The sequence below is a fragment of the Legionella nautarum genome (genome assembly GCF_001467895.1).
GTDB lineage: Bacteria > Pseudomonadota > Gammaproteobacteria > Legionellales > Legionellaceae > Tatlockia > Tatlockia nautarum.
Genome location: NZ_LNYO01000006.1, coordinates 18,925 through 36,972 on the forward strand (window position 1 = coordinate 18,925; position 18,048 = coordinate 36,972).

Here is an 18,048-nt window from a genome sequence, read left to right on the forward strand (position 1 = left end):
GTTGAACATGAAACTACTTGAAGAACAATTAACAGTAAACGATAGGGCCAAAGAAAAACTTCGCCGTGATATTGGCCCTATTATTGAAAATGCTTTAGTCGACCCTAAAACCGTTGAAATTATGCTTAATGCGGATGGTTTCTTATGGCAAGAACGGCTTGGTGAAAAGATGCAATGCATAGGAACCCTATCAACAGCTCGAGCAGAATCGGTGATTAAAACGATTGCCGGTTTTCATGGTAAGGAAGTCACAAAGTATAAACCTTTGCTTGAAGGGGAACTACCACTGGATGGCTCACGATTTGCAGGGCAACTTCCACCGGTTGTTTCAAGTCCGACCTTTGCAATTCGTAAAAAAGCCATTGCGATTTTCACACTGGATAATTATGTCGACTCAGCAATTATGACAGAGGCTCAGTGTAAAGCCCTTAAAAAAGCAATTACTGCGCATCGCAACATCCTTGTTATTGGTGGCACAGGTTCAGGAAAAACAACCTTAGTCAATGCCATTATTAATGAAATGGTGCGATGTGACCCTTCCGAGCGTGTGTTTATCATCGAAGACACCGGCGAGATTCAATGTGCCGCAAAAAACTGTGTCCAATACCACACTACTCTCGATGTCAGCATGACGATGTTATTAAAGACCACGCTTCGAATGCGGCCTGACCGAATCTTAGTGGGCGAGGTCAGAGGCGAGGAGGCTCTTGATTTGCTGGATGCCTGGAATACCGGACATGAAGGAGGTGCTGCCACCCTTCATGCCAATAATGCTTTAGCAGGATTAGCCCGTTTAAAGTCATTGATAACTCGTAATCCTCACGCTCCAAAAGACATAGAGCCACTCATTGGCGAAGCAGTCCATTGCGTTGTTCATATAGCTCGTACCCCAGAAGGCCGGCGTGTACAAGAAATCCTTGAAGTATCAGGGTTTTCGAACGGCCAATATATCACTCGACCTCTTTAAGGAAACCATATAAATGAATTTAACAGATACCTCGTTTAACCCTAAATTCTTATTCTTTATCACTGTTCTACTTGGTCTACTATTAGTCACTCATCCTTCAATGGCAGCCACTGCTGGAGGCGGATTACCTTATGAAGGATGGCTGACTAAAGTGCAGAATTCCATTACAGGGCCTGTCGCCTACACGATATCTATTATCGGGTTAGTGGCCGCTGGGTCTATGTTGATTTTTGGTGGTGATTTGAATGGTTTTGCACGCATTCTAGTGTTTTTTGTGCTTGTTTTATCCTTCATCATAGCAGCCCAAAATACAATTTCGGCAATTACTGGAAAAAGCGCTGAGATTAAGCAAGTTTCTCACTTTAGTGATGGGGAGTCTTCATTATGACTCTTCGCGCTTTGCCTATCCGACGCTCTAGCAATCGTCCCAATCTTTTTTTAGGTGGCGACAGAGAACTGGTGATGTTTTCAGGGCTTTTGGCGGCCATATTAATCTTTGCCAGTCAAGATTGGTGTGCGCTCATTGTTGGCGTTGGTTTTTGGTTTACTGGGTTATGGGTGCTTAGGCTTATGGCCAAAAGTGACCCCTATATGCGCGCCATTTATTTAAGACAGCGGCGTTATCAATCCTATTATCCAGCTCGCGCAACCCCCTTTCGATCGAATTCGAGTTTTAGGTAGAGCGCCATGATACAAATAATGCCTATTTTCATTGCTCTGCCTGGCCTCTTACTCTTGCTGGTTTTATTCAGACAGGTACGGTTGGTAACAGGCACACTTCATCTAAAAAAGCATCGAAAAAAAGAAGCGGGACTTGCTGATTTACTCAATTATGCCGCGGTCGTAGATGATGGGGTAATTATTGGGAAAAACGGCTCTTTTATGGCCTCCTGGCTTTATCGCGGTGAAGACCAGGCAAGCTCAACTGACGAGGCTTGTGAAATGGTGTCGTTTAGAATCAATCAAGCCTTAAGTAATATGGGCAATGGCTGGATGATTCATGTCGATGCAATCAGACAAACTACACCCAAATACAGTGAGCGAGGATTGTCCCATTTTCCTGATCCCGTTTCTCAAGCAGTGGATGAAGAACGACGCTGCTTATTTGAAAATATTGGCACCCTATATGAGGGATGTTTCATCATTACCCTAACCTGGTTTCCTCCTGTTTTAGCAGAGCAACGATTTGTTGAGTTAATGTTTGAGGATGATCAAAAGAAACTCTCCAATAAAGCGCGTACTACCCAATTAATTGGCCAGTTTAAACGGGAATGCCAAAACTTTGAAACGCGCCTCAGTTCGGCGGTTTCACTTGAAAGACTGAACGTTGAAAAAGTAGTACTAGAGGATAGCCTAACAGCGTCACAGGATAAGTTGTTAAGTTTTATTCAGTATTGCGTGACAGGACTCAATCACCCCATTCATTTACCTAACAATCCCATTTACCTCGATGCTTTAATTGGCGGACAAGAACTCATGACAGGAGTTATCCCTAAAATTGGCCGCAATTTTATTCAATGTGTAGCCATTGAAGGGTTTCCCTTAGAATCAACCCCAGGCATTTTGAATGCCTTAACTGAACTGCCCATTGAATACCGGTGGAATTCTCGCTTTATTTTTATGGATAACCATGAAGCAGTCGCACACTTAACAAAATTTAGAAAAAAATGGCAGCAAAAAGTGAGAGGTTTTTATGCTCAACTCTTTAATACCAATAAAGGGGTTATTGATGAAGATGCCCTTGATATGGTCAACGATGCCCAATCAGCGATTGCTGAAACGAATTCTGGACTCGTCGCTCAGGGTTATTACACGTCCGTTGTGGTTTTGATGGATGAAAACCGTGATTTGGTTGAACAATCAGCCCGTTTTATTGAAAAAGTAATTAATCGCTTAGGTTTTGCTGCGAGGACAGAAACAATCAATACGATGGAAGCCTTTTTAGGCAGTCTGCCAGGACATGGGGTTGAGAACGTGCGTCGACCTTTATTGCATACGATGAATCTTGCAGACTTGTTGCCCACTTCAACAATTTGGACAGGGCAAAACGAAGCACCAAGCCCCTTATTTCCATCTCATTCACCGCCATTAATGCATTGTGTTACCAGTGGCAATTCCCCCTTTCGTTTAAACCTTCATGTCAGGGATTTAGGTCATGGTATTGTCTTTGGTCCCACTCGCTCTGGTAAATCGACGCTTTTAGGCTTAATTGCCTTGTCCTGGCGGCGCTATCCTGGTGCTCGTATCTATGCTTTTGACAAGGGCATGTCTATGTATCCAACTTGCAAGGGCGTTGGCGGTGAGCATTACACGATTGCTGCCAATGACTCTCGTCTTGCCTTTGCTCCCTTGCAATTTTTAGAAACTAAGGCAGACAGGGCATGGGCAATGGAGTGGATTGATACTATTTTGGCTTTAAATGGTTTAGCGACCACCCCTCATCAGCGCAATGAAATTGGTTATGCGATTGTCAACATGCATCAAAGCCAAGCGAAAACCATGTCTGAATTCTCTCTCATGATTCAGGATGAGCAAATTCGTGAAACCTTAAAACAATATACCATCGATGGCTTAATGGGACATTTAGTGGATGCCGAGGTTGATGGCTTAGCTCTTTCTGATTTCATGACCTTTGAAATTGAGCACTTAATGCGATTAGGTGAGAAATTTGCACTGCCTGTGCTGCTTTATCTTTTTCGCCGCATTGAACGTACCCTAGATGGTCGACCAACCCTTATCCTTCTTGATGAAGCTTGGTTGATGCTCGCGCATCCTAAGTTTCGTCAAAAAATTGCAGAATGGCTTGACTCGATGGCTAAACTGAATTGTTCGGTACTCATGGCGACTCAGCACCTCTCTCATGCAGCAAACTCAGGGATTTTGGACGTGATTGTAGAATCCACTGCGACTAAAATTTTCCTACCAAACCTTTATGCGCGCGAAGAAAGTACAGCAGCACTTTATACGCGTATGGGTTTAAATAAACGGCTAATTGATATCGTTGCTGAAGCTACCCCAAAACAAGATTATCTCTACGTTAGCGAAATGGGACAACGTGTTTTTCAACTCACTCTAGGCCCTTTAGCGCTTTCTTTTGTGGGTGCTACCTCACCTGAATCGATAGCAACCATTCAAAAACTTGAGTTAAGGCATGGAAAAGATTGGGTGCCTGAGTGGCTTTTGTCTAAAGGTTTAAATCTAAATGATTATGGAATAGCACGATGAAACTACTTAAAAAAACACAAGACCAAGAATCAAACACTGTAAATCCTTATCTCAACGCAAGACGAGCCTGGAATGAGCATGTCGGCGGATTAATGAAATCCGTCCAAGTTTGGCAATTAGTAGGTCTAGGAAGTCTTCTCATTGCATTAACTGCCGTTGGCGGCCTTATTGCTATTGGTAGTCAATCCAAATTTATTCCCTTAGTCTTTCAGCAAGATGCAAGCGGCAACACGCTTTCGATTACCCGTGCCGATAAAATAGGTGAGGCAACCCTTGAGGATTATCAAAGTATAGCGGCACGATTCATAGAAGCGATTCGTCTGGTGACCGCTGATGCGGATTTACAAAAAAAGGCTATTTTACAAACTTACTCCTACTTAAATGGCAGTGATGCCGCGGTGAGTAAAGCAAACCAATACTTTAATGGAAACGCAGATGCCAATCCCTTTAATCGCGCCGCCTTTGAAATAGTGAGTGTCGATATCCGTTCTGTTTTGCAAGAAACCGATAGCACCTGGCAGGTGGATTGGATTGAAACGATTCGAAATCGCGATGGCACATTGAAGTCCCAACCGAAGGCAATGAAAGCGCTTCTGACCTTGTATCAAAATCCCCGACTAAGCGATTCAGCCAATGACACGCTCTTAAAAAACCCGCATTTTATTTTTGTGCGCGATTTTAGTTGGTCTAGTGATTTACAATCTGGAGTTAATCAATGAAGAAATTAGCAGCACTCTATTTTGTATTGATGCCTTTAATCAGTGTCGCGGATAATTCAGAAGACATGGCTAATCAATACTTTTCTAATAAAACCATTCAACTGACGAAACAAGAGCAAGCCGCGCTTTCGATTGGTAAAAAATGGCAAACAGGCAATGCCACCTCAAAGCCTGTTGCCGGACGTGATGGGGCGATTCATTTTATTTATGGCTCAGGTCAAACCCAATTGGTTTGTGCGGTGCTGCAGGTTTGTGACGTGGCTCTGCAACCAGGTGAGCAGTTTAATAATTTTAATGTGGGCGACCCACGATTTACAGTCGAACCTGCAGTCACTGGTTCAGGAGAAAACCAACGTCTTCACTTACTAATTAAAGCGTTGGATGTGGGGCTTGATAGCTCGCTTGTAGTGACTACTGACAGACGAACCTATCATTTTAGGCTTCGTTCTACCCGTCATGATTTTATGCCCTATGTAGCTTTTATCTACCCTGATGAGGCTGAAGCGAAGTGGGCGGCATTTAAGCAGCTTGAAAAGAAAAGAAAATCAGACAATACCCTGCCTGAAACAGGCGAATATTTAGGCAATCTTCATTTTAATTACCGCGTTGACGGGCGAGCACCGTTTACCCCAGCTCGCGTGTATAACAATGGGGTTAAAACAATTATTGAAATGCCAAAAGCAGTTCAGCAATCAGAGGCACCTGCCTTATTAGTTTTAAGAAGAGGTGGGTTATTTAAAAAGGATGAAGAGGTGATGGTTAATTATCGCCTTCAAGGCAATCGTTACATCGTTGACTCAGTCTTTGACAAGGCCATTTTGATTGCAGGCGTTGGGCGAAATCAGGCAAAAATCACGATTACGAGGTGTGCATGATGAAAAACCTTGTGCTTGTATTGATGCTTCTATCACTCAGCGCTTGCACGTCAATGCGCTATGGAAATGTTAGCCAAATGAGTGAAAAAAGCACTGAGTTCATAGTCAAAGAGTCTTTGATTCGGCTCGTTAGCCTTTATCCACCAGCTAAAACAAAGTTAGCCATCGTTCGACCACGAGATAACTTTGGATTAAAACTGATAAAAGCCTTACGCCAATCAGGTTACAGTGTCAGTGAAGGTTCAAATGCTAAAGGTGCCATCAACTTCTTTTACGTGATGGACGCCCCTATTCAAAACAAACTTTATCGAGTCACTTTATATCTAGGGTCTAAAACGTTGACGCGAGCCTATTCAATCAAAAAGGGCACATTAAGACCTCTTGGTCTGTGGACAAGGCAGGAGTGAGAATGATGTATGATTCCAATGTATTATCAGCTGATAGCTCGCCCAGCCGACTTGAAAAATCAACAGTTCGACGGGTTAATAATTTGCCTTTGGTCATCGCCTTGGCAGCCCTAGCTATTTTTGTCTTGATGATTGCTTTAGTGGCTGTCAAACGAGCTAATCTTCAAAATAAGCCGCAGGAGGTTGTGAAAACCCACGTCGAATCCAGAGACAGCTTAGCGCTTGCAAATGACATCATTGGTGATAGACATGGGGGGATTATTCCTCCTGCAAATCCTGTAAAAACAGTAACAGAAAGCATCGTTCTTCCAGTGGCCGTCATTGAAAAGCCTGATTTACCTCCTAAACCAACGAAAGAAGAAATACCGGCTGATAGTGAGGTCGAACGGATAAGACAAGTCAAAATGCAGCTTTTTGAAGAAGCAGTGAAAGCAAAGACAAGCGTCGAGTTTAATTTAACCCCAAAGACTCAAGGCCGAGTTTATAACTCCGAAACAATTTCAATCGATGGGAATATTCAAACGAATCAAACCGACTCCTCAAAGCCTTTGGGCGGCACTGAAGATGAAAAGCGGTGGGTACTTCACTCAGCGGTTGAAAAGCCATCAACACCTTTTATGCTTCGAGCGGGTGGCGTGATTCCTGGAGTAATGATTAGCGGCGTTCGCTCGGACTTGCCTGGTCAAATTAAAGGGCAAGTTTCTCAGAATGTTTATGACACCGCCACTGGAAAATACCTTTTAATTCCTCAAGGTACTCAACTTCTCGGCCTTTATTCAACGGATGTTAGTTATGGTCAAAATTCTCTATTAGTTGCCTGGCAGCGATTAACTTTCCCTGATGGTAAGGTCTTGGATATTGGCTCAATGCCTGGCGCTGATGGTGCCGGCTATGCTGGATTTAGAGACGAGGTGAATAATCATTATGTACGTATCTTTGGTTCGGCCTTATTGATGTCAGGTGTTGTGGCAGGCATCACTTACAGCCAAAACCATTCAATGAATGGCCCCTATAGCTCACCCACAGCCGGTAGCGTTTTAAGTCAAGCCTTAGGTCAGCAGCTTGGTGAAGTGACCGCCCAAATGATTGCTAAAAATTTAAATATTGCACCGGATTTGAAAATTCGCTCAGGGTATCGCTTTAACGTGACGGTGGTTAAAGATTTAGCTTTTAAAAAACCTTATCACGCTTTTGATTATCAATGAGGTTCAGCAAGAATGAAGATAAAACATATTTCAAAACGAGCACTTCAAGTAAGCACCTTCGGTTTGGTGTTATTTATACAAAAAGCGCTAGCCATTATGCCCGTCTTTGACTCTGCCAATCTTTTAGAAAGTGTTAAACAAACCGCTTACCAATTGAAGTTATATAAAAGTCAACTGGCCGAATACGAAGCAATGATTAAAAATACCTCCTCATTAGCCACCTATAACTGGGACTCTACCAATGTGACTATTGATAATTTGCTTCAATCTATCGACACGCTTAATTATTACAAACAACAAGCAGGAAGCCTGGATGCTTATTTAAATCGTTATCAAAGTGCGGAGTACTACGATAAATCCCTCTGTGCTACAGGGGGATGTACAAAAGCCCAATTACAACTCATAAAAAACAATCAATTAGCCGCATCAGCTGCTCAAAAAAAAGCGAATGATGCTCAATTAAGAGGACTTGATAAACAACAACAAAGCTTGCAACGGGAGGCTCAAAAATTAAGAGTACTGCAACGACAGGCGGAAAATGCAGAAGGCCAAAAACAAGCTATTCAAGCGGCAAGTCAATTAGCCAGTGCCGAAACCAATCAATTACTTCAAATTAGAGGGTTACTGATATCAGAACAGAATGCACAAGCCACAAGAGCTGCGGCCATTGCAAACAAAGAAGCGATACAAGCAGCGGGTGATGAGCGCTTTCGCGCTGGAGGTTTTAAAAAAAGCTCTGGTAGAACTTGGTAAAAACAACTTAACAACAACAAAAGGAAGACAACATGAAAATAGGACTTATAGCCACACTCATATTTATCAGTTCATTTATTTTAGGCTGCGAAAGTGAGCAGGCGAAAACAAAACGTTTATCACAACTAACCTGTGAATCTTCAAAAGTTGGCCGTTCTAGGGAAGAACTAACAGCAATTGCAGAAGCTTGTTTTCGCAAAGGCAACTTTGTGAAAAGTTCAGGCAAGGAATGGTAAACGAATGAAAAAACCGGTCTTTGTTTTTCTGATCGTCTGTTTGCTGACAGGATTAATCTCCTCCGTTCATGCAGAGGGTGCTGGTATTCATAATGCTGATTTATTTGACAGCATTTTAAACCGCTTTGCGACCACTACCTCCCAATGGGGCAAACAGATCCAGGCTTATGCTTCTTGGTTGTTTTGGAGCCTAACTTTAATCAGCATGGTCTGGACTTATGGGTTTATGGCGCTCCGAAAAGCAGATCTACAAGAGTTTTTTGCAGAAACCATACGCTTTTTTGTAGTGACTGGATTTTTCTTCTGGCTTTTGGAAAACGGGCCTGCCATTGCGATGTCAATTATTGATTCATTGCGCCAAATCGCTTCAAAGGCATCTGGTTTAAATAAATTGGTTTCACCCTCTGGCATTGTGGATATTGGCTTTGATATCGCGTCGAAAGTGGTAGATGCCTCCTCTATTTGGTCACCGGCATCAACTACAGTCGGATTAATAATGGCCGCGGTCATTCTTGTGGTATTGGCGCTGGTGGGGATTAATATGCTCATCATCTTAATCTCTGCCTGGATTTTAGCTTATGGAGGAGTTTTTCTCTTAGGATTTGGTGGCGGACGCTGGACGCAAGATATTGCCATGAATTACTACCGAACAGTTTTATCTATTGCTTTGCAATCTTTTGCCATGGTTTTAATTATTGGCATTGGAAAATCGTTTATTGACCAGTATTACGCGGCCATGAGTGGTGATATGGCTATTAAAGAGCTATTTGTCATGTTGGTGGTCGCTATCATCCTTCTATCGCTTATTAATAAAATTCCACCCCTGCTTGCAGGTATTGTTAATGGTGGCGGCTTTAGTGGTGGCGGAATAGGTCTTGGAGGTGCCATGGGCGCTGCAGGCTTAGCATCGGCTGCCCTTTCGAGTGGTATGTCAACGGCAATGGGAGCAGCTGCAAGCGGTGCTGGTGGTGCGCAAGCATTAAAAACTGCCTTTCAAGCCGCACAACAAAGCTTAAACGAAGGTAGTACTCTCTCGCAAAAAGCTAGTCCTAGCGGTGGATTAGCTTCAGCCATGGGACAAGCCTCTCGATTTGCGCAAACGATGGCTTCACATCTTGCTCAAGGCACTGCGGATACCTTTAAAGACAAGGTTGATTCGATGAAAGAATCGATAACTAGCCGGATTAGTGAAACCACAGGAGGGCAAATTGCTGAGGCGATTAATCAACGTTCAAGTGAGTCTCAACCTGAAAACATGGCTAGTCAAGCGAACTCTGATTCAAGCCTTCAGTCTCTTCTTCAAGGAAGCCTTGCCAAAGGCAAATCACCGAGTCTTCACGAAGAAGTCAGTCAATTTGTGAACAAAGCAACCGGTACGGAGGGTTAAGATGATACCCCTAACCGATTTAGCACCGTTGGAAAAAGAGCGAGTGGTTTGTGCGATTATAGCCTCTATCAAATATGAAATACCAACGAATATTGTTTTAGCCATTGCTGAAAAAGAAGCAGGAACGCCTGGCCTTTGGGTTAAAAACAAGAATGGTAGTTATGATGTAGGGGCGATGCAATTTAACACTACTTATCTACAGGATTTGGCAAAATTTGGCATAAGTCCTGACGATGTAGCCCAGGCTGGTTGTTATGCTTACGATTTAGCTGCCTGGCGGATTCGGGGACATTTACAACATGATAAACAGGATTTGTGGACGAGAGCTGCAAACTATCATTCTAAAACTCCAAAATACAATCGAATCTATCGCGAGGATTTGATTAAAAAAGCCATCCAATGGAAGAACTGGCTTAATCACTATGTTTTGACTTATTCAGTCACAAAACCCGAACTGTCGAAAGTATTAGTGAAGTCAATAGTTAGTGCAGACGTAATGGAGGTAATTGAGATTGAGTCGAGTCAATACCAGCCAAAGGTAACCAATTCGTCATTAAACAAGTCTGCTGCTTATGCTCTAGCTAGCGTATTAAGACCTGAGCAACTAAGTGAGTATCAATGACTACTCCTCTCAATCATGCAGGCCCACAAAATAAAAATCCTAAAAAGGCTCGGCACCGATATATCTTAAGCCTTGTCCTCTTGTCGTTGATTGCGGGTCTGCAGGGTGCTACCCAATTTTTTGCTTATCAATTTCATTACCAAGCCATTTTAGGTTTCTCTTTTTTTCATCTTTATTGGCCTTGGGACATTGTCCTATGGAAGATGAAATGGCACAGCTATTTCCCTGGTTATTTTCAGAGTGCTGAAGGAGTCGGGATGATGATTACTTCCTTAGGTTTAATCGGCTGTGCGTTAGTAAAACAACGAAATAATAAGAGCAATTTCAGTGAATACCTCCATGGCTCAGCCCGTTTTGCCAACGAGCAAGACATGAGAGATGCAGGACTTTTAGGACATGATGAGGGGGTTTATGTCGGTGCTTATGAAGATAGTAAAGGCCAACTGCATTACTTACGCCATAATGGGCCAGAACATATTTTAACTTACGCACCTACCCGCTCTGGAAAAGGGTTAGGGCTTGTGATCCCCACACTTCTTTCATGGAAACATTCAGCTCTCATAACCGATTTAAAAGGAGAGCTTTGGGCTATAACCGCAGGTTGGCGACAAAAGCATGCCAAAAACAAAGTACTCCGCTTTGAACCAGCAAGCCTAAATGGTAGTTGTGCGATAAATCCCTTAGATGGCATTCGAGTAGGGTCTGACAATGAAGTCGGCGATGTCCAAAACCTTGCGACTTTAGTCGTTGATCCCGATGGCAAAGGGTTGACAACTCATTGGCAGAAAACCTCACAAGCGCTATTAGTAGGGCTTATTCTGCACTGTATTTATAAGTTAAAAGCAGAAGGGCTTTCTGCAAACTTACCCAATATCGATGACATGCTGGTTAATCCGAAAGTCAATATTGCTGAGTTGCTTGTTGAAATGACTCAATACCCTCATCAAGACGGAAAGCCCCACCCTGTTATTGCAGCCGCAGCAAGAGACATGATAGACCGCCCTGAAGAGGAAGCAGGCTCTGTGTTATCGACTTTAAAATCCTACCTTTCGCTTTACCGTGACCCAGTGGTTGCTAAAAACGTCTCTACTTCTGACTTTCATATTAAGGATTTAATGAATCATGAAAGTCCCGTTAGTTTGTACATTGTGACTCAACCCAATGACAAAGACCGACTGCAACCTTTAGTTCGTTTAATTCTTAACGTCATTGTGCGTCTTTTAGCAGACAAAATGGAATTTGAGCGAGTCAAAAATGAAAAGGGTGAAATCACTGTTCGCCCCAAGAAAACCTATCAACATCGACTACTTTGCATGATTGATGAGTTTCCTAGTTTAGGCAAGTTAGACATTTTGCAAGAGTCACTTGCTTTTGTGGCTGGCTATGGGTTGAAATTTTATCTTATCTGCCAAGATATCAATCAACTTAAAAGCCGTGAACGAGGCTATGGCCCTGATGAAACCATTACCTCAAACTGCCATATCCAAAATGCCTTTCCTCCAAACCGTCTGGAAACAGCAGAGCACTTATCCAAACTGACCGGCTTAACGACCATAGTCAAAGAGCAAACGACAATCAGTGGTCGCCGCATGAGTCTTTTTTTAAATCAAGTATCCAAAACCACTCAAGAAGTACAACGTCCTTTATTAACCGCAGATGAGTGTCTTCGTATGCCTGGACCTAAAAAAAATGCAGAAGGTTTTATTTTAAAAGCAGGCGATATGGTGGTTTATGCGACAGGGTTCCCCGCCATCTATGGCAAACAACCGCTTTATTTTCAAGATCCTGTTTTTATGGCGAGAGCCGCAGTTGAAGCGCCAATTCAATCCGACAAGTTGCGGCAGCAGTTAAATGAGGAAGAGAGGATAAAGCTATGAAGCGATTACTTACAAGCCTCTCGTGGACTTTAATTGGGCTGATAACGATTGGACTCCTTTTGGAAGTGATTGGAATTCGCATCAATACGAGCAACTCTATCCCTAAGGGAATTTATTGGATTTCAACAGCGAAAAAATTAAAGGGCCAATACGTCATTTTTTGCCCTAAAAACACGGTAATATTTCGTGAAGCACTCCATCGTGGCTTCATTAACAAAGGGCTTTGTCCAGATGGTTTTGGTTATTTGATAAAAAAGGTTGCAGCAGTTGAAAATGATCGAGTGTCATCAACGGCTTCAGGTATTTTTGTGAATAATCAATTGTTGCCTTTTTCTCAACCTAAAGAGGTCAATTTAGCTCGGTGGCAAGTAGCGCATTACCGGCTTAAACCCAATGAATTATTGCTAATGACCGACCAAAGTGCTTGGTCTTTTGATGCCCGTTATTTTGGATTAACTGATAAAGCCCAAGTAAAAGCCATTATTAAACCACTTCTGACATGGCCGTTATCCTCCTGAAATTGTTTAAGAAGAGAGAGAAAGAAATGAGACTATTTATTGCAGAAAAACCCTCGGTTGCCAAAGCGATTGCTGAAGCGCTTGGGGTAACAGGCAAGGATGAGGGAGTAATCTGTTGCGGCCAGGATAAGGTGACTTGGTGCTTTGGTCACATGCTTCAATTAGCAGAACCCGATGAATACACCAATGATGAAGCGAACAGAAGCCCTAAAACCGGCAAGAAACTCTGGCGCATTGAGGATTTACCTATCATCCCAAATCAATGGATTATCAAACCAAAAGTAGATGCTAAAAAACAGTTAAACATCATCGGCGCTTTGCTCAAAGAGGCGAGCCTCATTGTCAATGCAGGTGATTCTGACCGAGAGGGGCAATTGTTAATTGATGAAGTGTTAGAGCATTTCCACAATAAAAAACCCGTCCTTCGCTTTTGGGTAGCAGCTCACGATACAATCTCGCTTGAACGTGGTTTAAAGGCCATGAAAAACAATAGCGAATATTTAGGCTTAGGTCGAGCGGCTAATGCCAGGGCAAAAGCAGATTGGCTCATTGGCATGAACTTAAGCAGAGCCTATACTCTTCGCGCCAATCGTGGTGGAACAAATGCATTAATTACTGTGGGTCGTGTACAAACGCCTACCCTAAAATTGGTTGTCGATAGAGACAGAGACATCGAAGCCTTTAAGCCCATCCCCTTTCATACTATTAAGGCTGAGTTTCAATATGGAGCAAATCAATTTATCGCCAACTGGCAGGCGCGCGAAGACCAGCCAGGTCTAGATGAGCAAGGCCGTTTAATCGATACTGCAATTGCTAATGCCTTAATCAACAGAGTATCGGGCAAACTTGGCAATATCTGCCATTATCAACAAGAACCTAGAACTAAAGCCCAGCCTCGTGCCTATTCCTTGTCGGATTTGACGCTGTTAGCTTCGAATCGTTATGGGTTTAGTGCCGCAGAGGTATTGGAATGTTGCCAAGCCCTGTATGAAACTCATAAATTAACTACTTACCCTCGTACTGATTGCAGCTACTTACCGGAATCTCAACATAATGATGTTACAGCTGTTTTAGAAGCTCTCAAGGTTGTTAATCCAGACTTTGCTTCCTTCATTGCAAAAGCAAATCCTGCTATTAAATCTAAAACTTGGGATGACAGCAAAGTCACCGTGCACTTTGGAATCATTCCTACCATGCATAAAGGTTCAAAGGCTCATTTAACCGATAAAGAGCACAAAATTTATGAGCTTATCGTGCGAAATTACCTTGCTCAGTTTTATCCTGTTCATGAGTTTCTAAGTACGACCATTGAAATGGAGGTGGCTTCGGAACGTTTTGTTGTCAAAGGAAAAACGATTGTTAAAGCGGGTTGGTGTGAGTTGTATCAGGAAGACAAAGAGGAAGAATCGGAGGGGGATTCGAATCAAACACTGCCGGAAATGAAGTTAGGCGACGTCATTCATTGCATAAATGCCAAACGCATTGATACTAAAACCAAACCCGCACCACGATTTACCGAAGGAACACTCCAACGAGCAATGGAAAATATTCATAACATTATCAGCGATGCTGAGCATAAAAAAATGCTCAAAGACGGGGATGGTATAGGAACACCTGCTACAAGGGCATCCATTATCTCTGAATTAAAACGACGAAACTTTATCGAAACTAAGGGCAAAACGATTGTCAGCACACCCTTAGGCCAAAGCATTATAGATGTCCTACCCGATTTAGTGAAAAGTCCAGTGCTAACTGCACTTTATGAGCGAATGTTAAAAGCTATCGAAAAAGAACCAGACCATTTTGATGCATTTATTGAGAAACAAATTAAGTTTGTGTGTGAGCAAGTCAAGCTTGCCAATATCGGCAAAGTGACGCTTAAGGGGGTCAAACCGACATTCACCGTATCAACTGAATATCATTGCAAAAATTGCAGCAATGGTTTGTGTCGAAGAAAAGGCGCAAAGGGGAATTGGTGGTCTTGCAGCAGTTACCCGTCCTGCAAACAAACTTATCGCGATTCAAAAGGGATGCCTGTTTTTGAAAACTTACACTAGGAAAAAATGATGATGAACCAAACCATTAAAACCCGTACCGAAGAAGCCTTACACGACAAACTTAAGGATGCCGAAATTGTCGGCTTTGCGGCTGAATTCTCCCCTGATGAAGCCCATTTAGCGGGTGCTTTTAAAGAGGATGCCTTAACTGAACAAGACGCACTTCATAGCCAAGTAGATTTGGCAGATGCTCATGAGGAGGGCTAAGGCATGGATAAAATTCCTTTTCATGAGTTAGTCGCAATGAATCTCATTGAACAATTAAAAAAAGGGACGGCACCCTGGTTAAAGCCTTGGAATCCAGGCAATCCAACTTCCCTGCTACCAATTAATCCTTTAACAAATAAACGTTATAAAGGAATCAATGCCATTCACTTAATGGCCAAAGAATACCCTGATAACCGCTGGTTAACTTACAAGCAAGCGGCTACTTTTGAGGCTCAGGTCAGAAAGGGAGAGAAAGGAACGACTATCCAATATTGGCAATTTTCAGAGGAGCGTGTCAAAAAAGATGAGCTAGGCAAGCCGGTGCTCAATGAAAAAGGAGAGCATACCAAAGTCACTATTCGCCTTGAACGTCCGCGAGTTTTTTATGCAACAGTGTTTAACGCTTGTCAAATTGAAGGCATACCGCCAATCGAGATACAAAAAGAAAACTGGGCGCTTGTTGACAGAGCAGAAACCATTTTAGTGAATTCAGGCGCTAAACTACATCATTCACAAACTGATAGGGCATTTTATCAACCCATTAGCGACAGTATTCACTTACCTTCCAAACATCAATTTGACACCGCTGCCCATTATTATGCGACGGCGTTGCATGAATTGAGTCATTGGACGGGTCATGAATCAAGACTTAATCGAGATCTAACGCATCCCTTTGGTTCGGAGGGTTATGCAAGAGAAGAACTTCGCGCCGAAATTGCGAGTATGATTTTAGGTGAGGAATTAAGAATAGGACATGATCCAGGCCAACACAGTGCCTACATTAAATCCTGGATTAAGGTGTTAGAGGATGACCCTTTAGAAATTTTTAGAGCGGCTGCTGATGCAGAAAAAATTCAAACCTTTGTTTTAGAGTTAGAGCAAAAACAAATACTACAGCTTGAGCCTATCATGGAAGAACCAACTTTGGAGAATCCAACCATGCAACAAGGCCCATTAACCACTGAAAAAACCTGGCTTGCCATACCCTATGAGGAGAAAGATAAGGCCAAACTTCTGCTGGGTAAACTCGGAGATGGTAAACCTGCTATCAGCTGGGATAAATTCCAAAAGTGCTGGTATGCTAATCCTGGAGTGCCCCTTGATAAATTAAAACCCTGGTTACCCCAAAATGCCATGCAAAGGCAAACGCCAGCTTTAAATCCCATACAGGAATTTAGTGAAGCGTTAATCAGTTTGGATTGTATACTTTCGGCCAACCATCCGATTATGGATGGTAACCCACATCGGATAGAAACAGTTGGCGATAAAAAAGGGGGAAAAGCAGGATTTTATGTCGCTTACTTAGACAGCCACCCAGCAGGTTATATTAAAAATAATCGTACAGGTGCTGAATTGAAATGGACAAGCAAAGGCTACTCTTTTAGTCCAGAAGAGAAGATAGCCTTAAAAGCAAGTTCTCAAGCGAAGCGTCAAGCACGTTTAGCTGAACAAAAGGAAAATCACGAGCAAGTAGCTTCACGCCTTAAGGAACAAATAGCAAATCTAAGACCTGCAACACAAGATAACCCTTATTTAAAAAATAAGGGTATTAACCCTTTTTCGGATATTTTTACCGACGAGGGGGGCTTGACTGCTTATATTCCTGCTTATGATGAAAAAGGTAAACTTTGGACAATGCAATCTATTAATGAAGAAGGTATAAAGCGGTTTGCCAAAGGAAGCCGCAAAGAAGGATGCTTTCATGTTCTCGGCGGATTTAAAGCGTTAATATCAGCCCCAGCATTGGTAATTGCTGAAGGCTATGCTACCGCGGCAACAGTCGCTCAAGCATTAAACGTGAGTACTGTGGCAGCCTTTGATGCCGGAAATTTAAAACCAGTTGCTCTAGCCCTACAGACCCGCTTTCCTAACAAACCTATTGTTATTATTGGCGATGACGATAAACATCTTGAAGCAACTCTTGGCATCAATACAGGCAAACTGAAAGCCCAAGAAACTGCTCATGCTGTTAAGGGATCATTATTATTTCCAACCTTTGCACCAGGTGAGCAGAGCAGCAATCCAAAAGATTTTACTGATTTTAACGATTTAGCTATGAAGAGCATACTTGGATTTGAAGGGGTTAAAAGGCAGATAAAACCTGTCGTTGAAAAAATTATTCAAAGTACTAAAACTAAGTTATCTTCAAATATCCCATTCTCTTGTATGCAAGTACCGTAAGAGCAGACTTTCCATCGCCGGCTGATGATTACATCGAAGACTTTCTCTATTTAAATCAATTCCTAATTAATCATCCGGCATCTATTTTCATGGTGAGAGCATAAGGAGGACTCCATGACTGATGTGGGTATTCAATCTTTTGAAACCGTTTAGCTTTTTACGCTCTAAAAATAATACACCCTGAGAGAAATAAAGCCTATGTTGAGTGAGAAAATAAGGTAGTTAAGGACTGTTTACTTTAAGCCAATTTTTAACATAAGACATCGTTTCTTCAATGACTGAAACGGTTTGTTTATAAAGTTTCTTAAATAGTTCCCGTTGCCCTGACTTCCAATAACGCTCTAAATATTGGCAAGCATATTTCATGCGAATGGTTCCCACATAAACAGCACCACCTTTCAATTTATGAGCTAGTTTTTCAACTTGTTCATAGTTTTTAGTCGCAAAAGCATCCTTCATTCTAGGAAAATCTTGAGGAATGCTCACCTCTATTAAATCTTGCAAAAGTTCGATAAATACTGATTTATTGCCTAAGTTTTTTAAGGTTTGTTCCACTTCTAAAAGAGGAAATTGTTCAAGGGCAAAGAGCTCTTCCTCATTATCGGGTAAATCAAGTTTAGCTTGCTCTATCTTTTCGCGCTCAAGGGTTTCTGGATGTCTAACAAAGTGATCTAATATATTAGAGGCATGAATTTTGGTAATTGGTTTTGATAGCACAGCATCCATGCCGGCTTCGATGCAATGCTGTTTATTTTCTTCAGCAGCATGCGCTGTTAAGGCAACAATAGGTGTATGGTCTTTATCTTTTTCTT

18 protein-coding genes are annotated in these 18,048 nt (G+C 42.3%); 17 read left to right on the forward strand and 1 reads right to left on the reverse strand.

The window, feature by feature from the left end; all coding sequences use genetic code 11:
• Positions 1-7 precede the first annotated feature (7 nt).
• From trbB to Lnau_RS02660, 17 genes are read left to right on the forward strand one after another with little or no spacing between them, the layout of a single operon-like run.
• Complete coding sequence (gene trbB / locus Lnau_RS02580) at positions 8-967, forward strand: P-type conjugative transfer ATPase TrbB (RefSeq protein WP_058503595.1); 960 nt, start codon at positions 8-10, stop codon at positions 965-967.
• Between the two features lie 13 nt (positions 968-980).
• Positions 981-1,355, forward strand: a complete 375-nt coding sequence (locus Lnau_RS02585) for a TrbC/VirB2 family protein (RefSeq protein ID WP_058503596.1) — start codon at positions 981-983, stop codon at positions 1,353-1,355.
• Positions 1,352-1,648, forward strand: a complete 297-nt coding sequence (locus Lnau_RS02590; protein ID WP_058503597.1) for a conjugal transfer protein TrbD — start codon at positions 1,352-1,354, stop codon at positions 1,646-1,648. The genes Lnau_RS02585 and Lnau_RS02590 overlap by 4 nt, the downstream gene beginning before the upstream one ends.
• A gap of 6 nt (positions 1,649-1,654) precedes the next feature.
• Positions 1,655-4,192 carry a VirB4 family type IV secretion/conjugal transfer ATPase gene (locus Lnau_RS02595; RefSeq protein ID WP_058503598.1) on the forward strand — a complete coding sequence of 846 codons (2,538 nt, stop codon included), beginning with the start codon at positions 1,655-1,657 and terminating at the stop codon, positions 4,190-4,192.
• Positions 4,189-4,911 (forward strand): VirB8/TrbF family protein, encoded by a 723-nt coding sequence (locus tag Lnau_RS02600; RefSeq protein WP_058503599.1) that lies wholly within the window; start codon positions 4,189-4,191, stop codon positions 4,909-4,911. The genes Lnau_RS02595 and Lnau_RS02600 overlap by 4 nt, the downstream gene beginning before the upstream one ends.
• The gene (trbG, locus tag Lnau_RS02605; RefSeq protein ID WP_058503600.1) at positions 4,908-5,786 is read left to right on the forward strand and encodes a P-type conjugative transfer protein TrbG; all 879 of its coding nucleotides are present in this window, start codon (positions 4,908-4,910) and stop codon (positions 5,784-5,786) included. The genes Lnau_RS02600 and trbG overlap by 4 nt, the downstream gene beginning before the upstream one ends.
• Complete coding sequence (locus Lnau_RS02610) at positions 5,783-6,193, forward strand: hypothetical protein (protein WP_083503761.1); 411 nt, start codon at positions 5,783-5,785, stop codon at positions 6,191-6,193. Before trbG ends, Lnau_RS02610 begins: the two co-directional genes overlap by 4 nt.
• A 2-nt stretch (positions 6,194-6,195) precedes the next feature.
• Positions 6,196-7,398: a TrbI/VirB10 family protein gene (locus tag Lnau_RS02615; protein WP_058503602.1), complete on the forward strand. Its 1,203-nt coding sequence runs from the start codon at positions 6,196-6,198 to the stop codon at positions 7,396-7,398.
• A 12-nt stretch (positions 7,399-7,410) separates the two neighbouring features.
• On the forward strand, positions 7,411-8,151 hold the full coding sequence (trbJ, locus tag Lnau_RS02620) for a P-type conjugative transfer protein TrbJ (protein ID WP_058503603.1): 741 nt from the start codon (positions 7,411-7,413) through the stop codon (positions 8,149-8,151).
• Positions 8,152-8,183: 32 nt separating this feature from the next.
• Positions 8,184-8,387, forward strand: coding sequence for a hypothetical protein (locus Lnau_RS02625; RefSeq protein WP_058503604.1), 204 nt, complete (start codon positions 8,184-8,186; stop codon positions 8,385-8,387).
• Between the two features lie 4 nt (positions 8,388-8,391).
• Complete coding sequence (gene trbL / locus Lnau_RS02630; RefSeq protein WP_058503605.1) at positions 8,392-9,774, forward strand: P-type conjugative transfer protein TrbL; 1,383 nt, start codon at positions 8,392-8,394, stop codon at positions 9,772-9,774.
• A 1-nt stretch (position 9,775) separates the two neighbouring features.
• Complete coding sequence (locus Lnau_RS02635) at positions 9,776-10,396, forward strand: lysozyme family protein (protein WP_202972565.1); 621 nt, start codon at positions 9,776-9,778, stop codon at positions 10,394-10,396.
• Positions 10,393-12,273, forward strand: coding sequence for a type IV secretory system conjugative DNA transfer family protein (locus Lnau_RS02640; RefSeq protein ID WP_058503606.1), 1,881 nt, complete (start codon positions 10,393-10,395; stop codon positions 12,271-12,273). The genes Lnau_RS02635 and Lnau_RS02640 overlap by 4 nt, the downstream gene beginning before the upstream one ends.
• Complete coding sequence (traF, locus tag Lnau_RS02645; RefSeq protein WP_058503607.1) at positions 12,270-12,791, forward strand: conjugative transfer signal peptidase TraF; 522 nt, start codon at positions 12,270-12,272, stop codon at positions 12,789-12,791. The genes Lnau_RS02640 and traF overlap by 4 nt, the downstream gene beginning before the upstream one ends.
• 26 nt (positions 12,792-12,817) lie before the next feature.
• Positions 12,818-14,848, forward strand: coding sequence for a DNA topoisomerase 3 (locus tag Lnau_RS02650; protein WP_058503608.1), 2,031 nt, complete (start codon positions 12,818-12,820; stop codon positions 14,846-14,848).
• A gap of 6 nt (positions 14,849-14,854) precedes the next feature.
• Positions 14,855-15,055, forward strand: a complete 201-nt coding sequence (locus Lnau_RS02655) for a conjugal transfer protein TraD (RefSeq protein WP_202972566.1) — start codon at positions 14,855-14,857, stop codon at positions 15,053-15,055.
• Positions 15,056-15,058: 3 nt separating this feature from the next.
• On the forward strand, positions 15,059-17,236 hold the full coding sequence (locus Lnau_RS02660) for a zincin-like metallopeptidase domain-containing protein (RefSeq protein WP_058503609.1): 2,178 nt from the start codon (positions 15,059-15,061) through the stop codon (positions 17,234-17,236).
• A gap of 222 nt (positions 17,237-17,458) precedes the next feature.
• Here the strand turns inward: Lnau_RS02660 and Lnau_RS02665 are convergent.
• A partial coding sequence (locus Lnau_RS02665; RefSeq protein ID WP_157070612.1) for an Hpt domain-containing protein occupies positions 17,459-18,048 on the reverse strand: 590 nt, incomplete at its 5' end.

Coding starts and splice junctions, on each gene's coding strand:
- trbB (WP_058503595.1), top strand. CDS start 8: ATGAAACTACTTGAAGAACAATTAACAGTAAACGATAGGGCCAAAGAA.
- Lnau_RS02585 (WP_058503596.1), top strand. CDS start 981: ATGAATTTAACAGATACCTCGTTTAACCCTAAATTCTTATTCTTTATC.
- Lnau_RS02590 (WP_058503597.1), top strand. CDS start 1,352: ATGACTCTTCGCGCTTTGCCTATCCGACGCTCTAGCAATCGTCCCAAT.
- Lnau_RS02595 (WP_058503598.1), top strand. CDS start 1,655: ATGATACAAATAATGCCTATTTTCATTGCTCTGCCTGGCCTCTTACTC.
- Lnau_RS02600 (WP_058503599.1), top strand. CDS start 4,189: ATGAAACTACTTAAAAAAACACAAGACCAAGAATCAAACACTGTAAAT.
- trbG (WP_058503600.1), top strand. CDS start 4,908: ATGAAGAAATTAGCAGCACTCTATTTTGTATTGATGCCTTTAATCAGT.
- Lnau_RS02610 (WP_083503761.1), top strand. CDS start 5,783: ATGATGAAAAACCTTGTGCTTGTATTGATGCTTCTATCACTCAGCGCT.
- Lnau_RS02615 (WP_058503602.1), top strand. CDS start 6,196: ATGATGTATGATTCCAATGTATTATCAGCTGATAGCTCGCCCAGCCGA.
- trbJ (WP_058503603.1), top strand. CDS start 7,411: ATGAAGATAAAACATATTTCAAAACGAGCACTTCAAGTAAGCACCTTC.
- Lnau_RS02625 (WP_058503604.1), top strand. CDS start 8,184: ATGAAAATAGGACTTATAGCCACACTCATATTTATCAGTTCATTTATT.
- trbL (WP_058503605.1), top strand. CDS start 8,392: ATGAAAAAACCGGTCTTTGTTTTTCTGATCGTCTGTTTGCTGACAGGA.
- Lnau_RS02635 (WP_202972565.1), top strand. CDS start 9,776: ATGATACCCCTAACCGATTTAGCACCGTTGGAAAAAGAGCGAGTGGTT.
- Lnau_RS02640 (WP_058503606.1), top strand. CDS start 10,393: ATGACTACTCCTCTCAATCATGCAGGCCCACAAAATAAAAATCCTAAA.
- traF (WP_058503607.1), top strand. CDS start 12,270: ATGAAGCGATTACTTACAAGCCTCTCGTGGACTTTAATTGGGCTGATA.
- Lnau_RS02650 (WP_058503608.1), top strand. CDS start 12,818: ATGAGACTATTTATTGCAGAAAAACCCTCGGTTGCCAAAGCGATTGCT.
- Lnau_RS02655 (WP_202972566.1), top strand. CDS start 14,855: ATGATGATGAACCAAACCATTAAAACCCGTACCGAAGAAGCCTTACAC.
- Lnau_RS02660 (WP_058503609.1), top strand. CDS start 15,059: ATGGATAAAATTCCTTTTCATGAGTTAGTCGCAATGAATCTCATTGAA.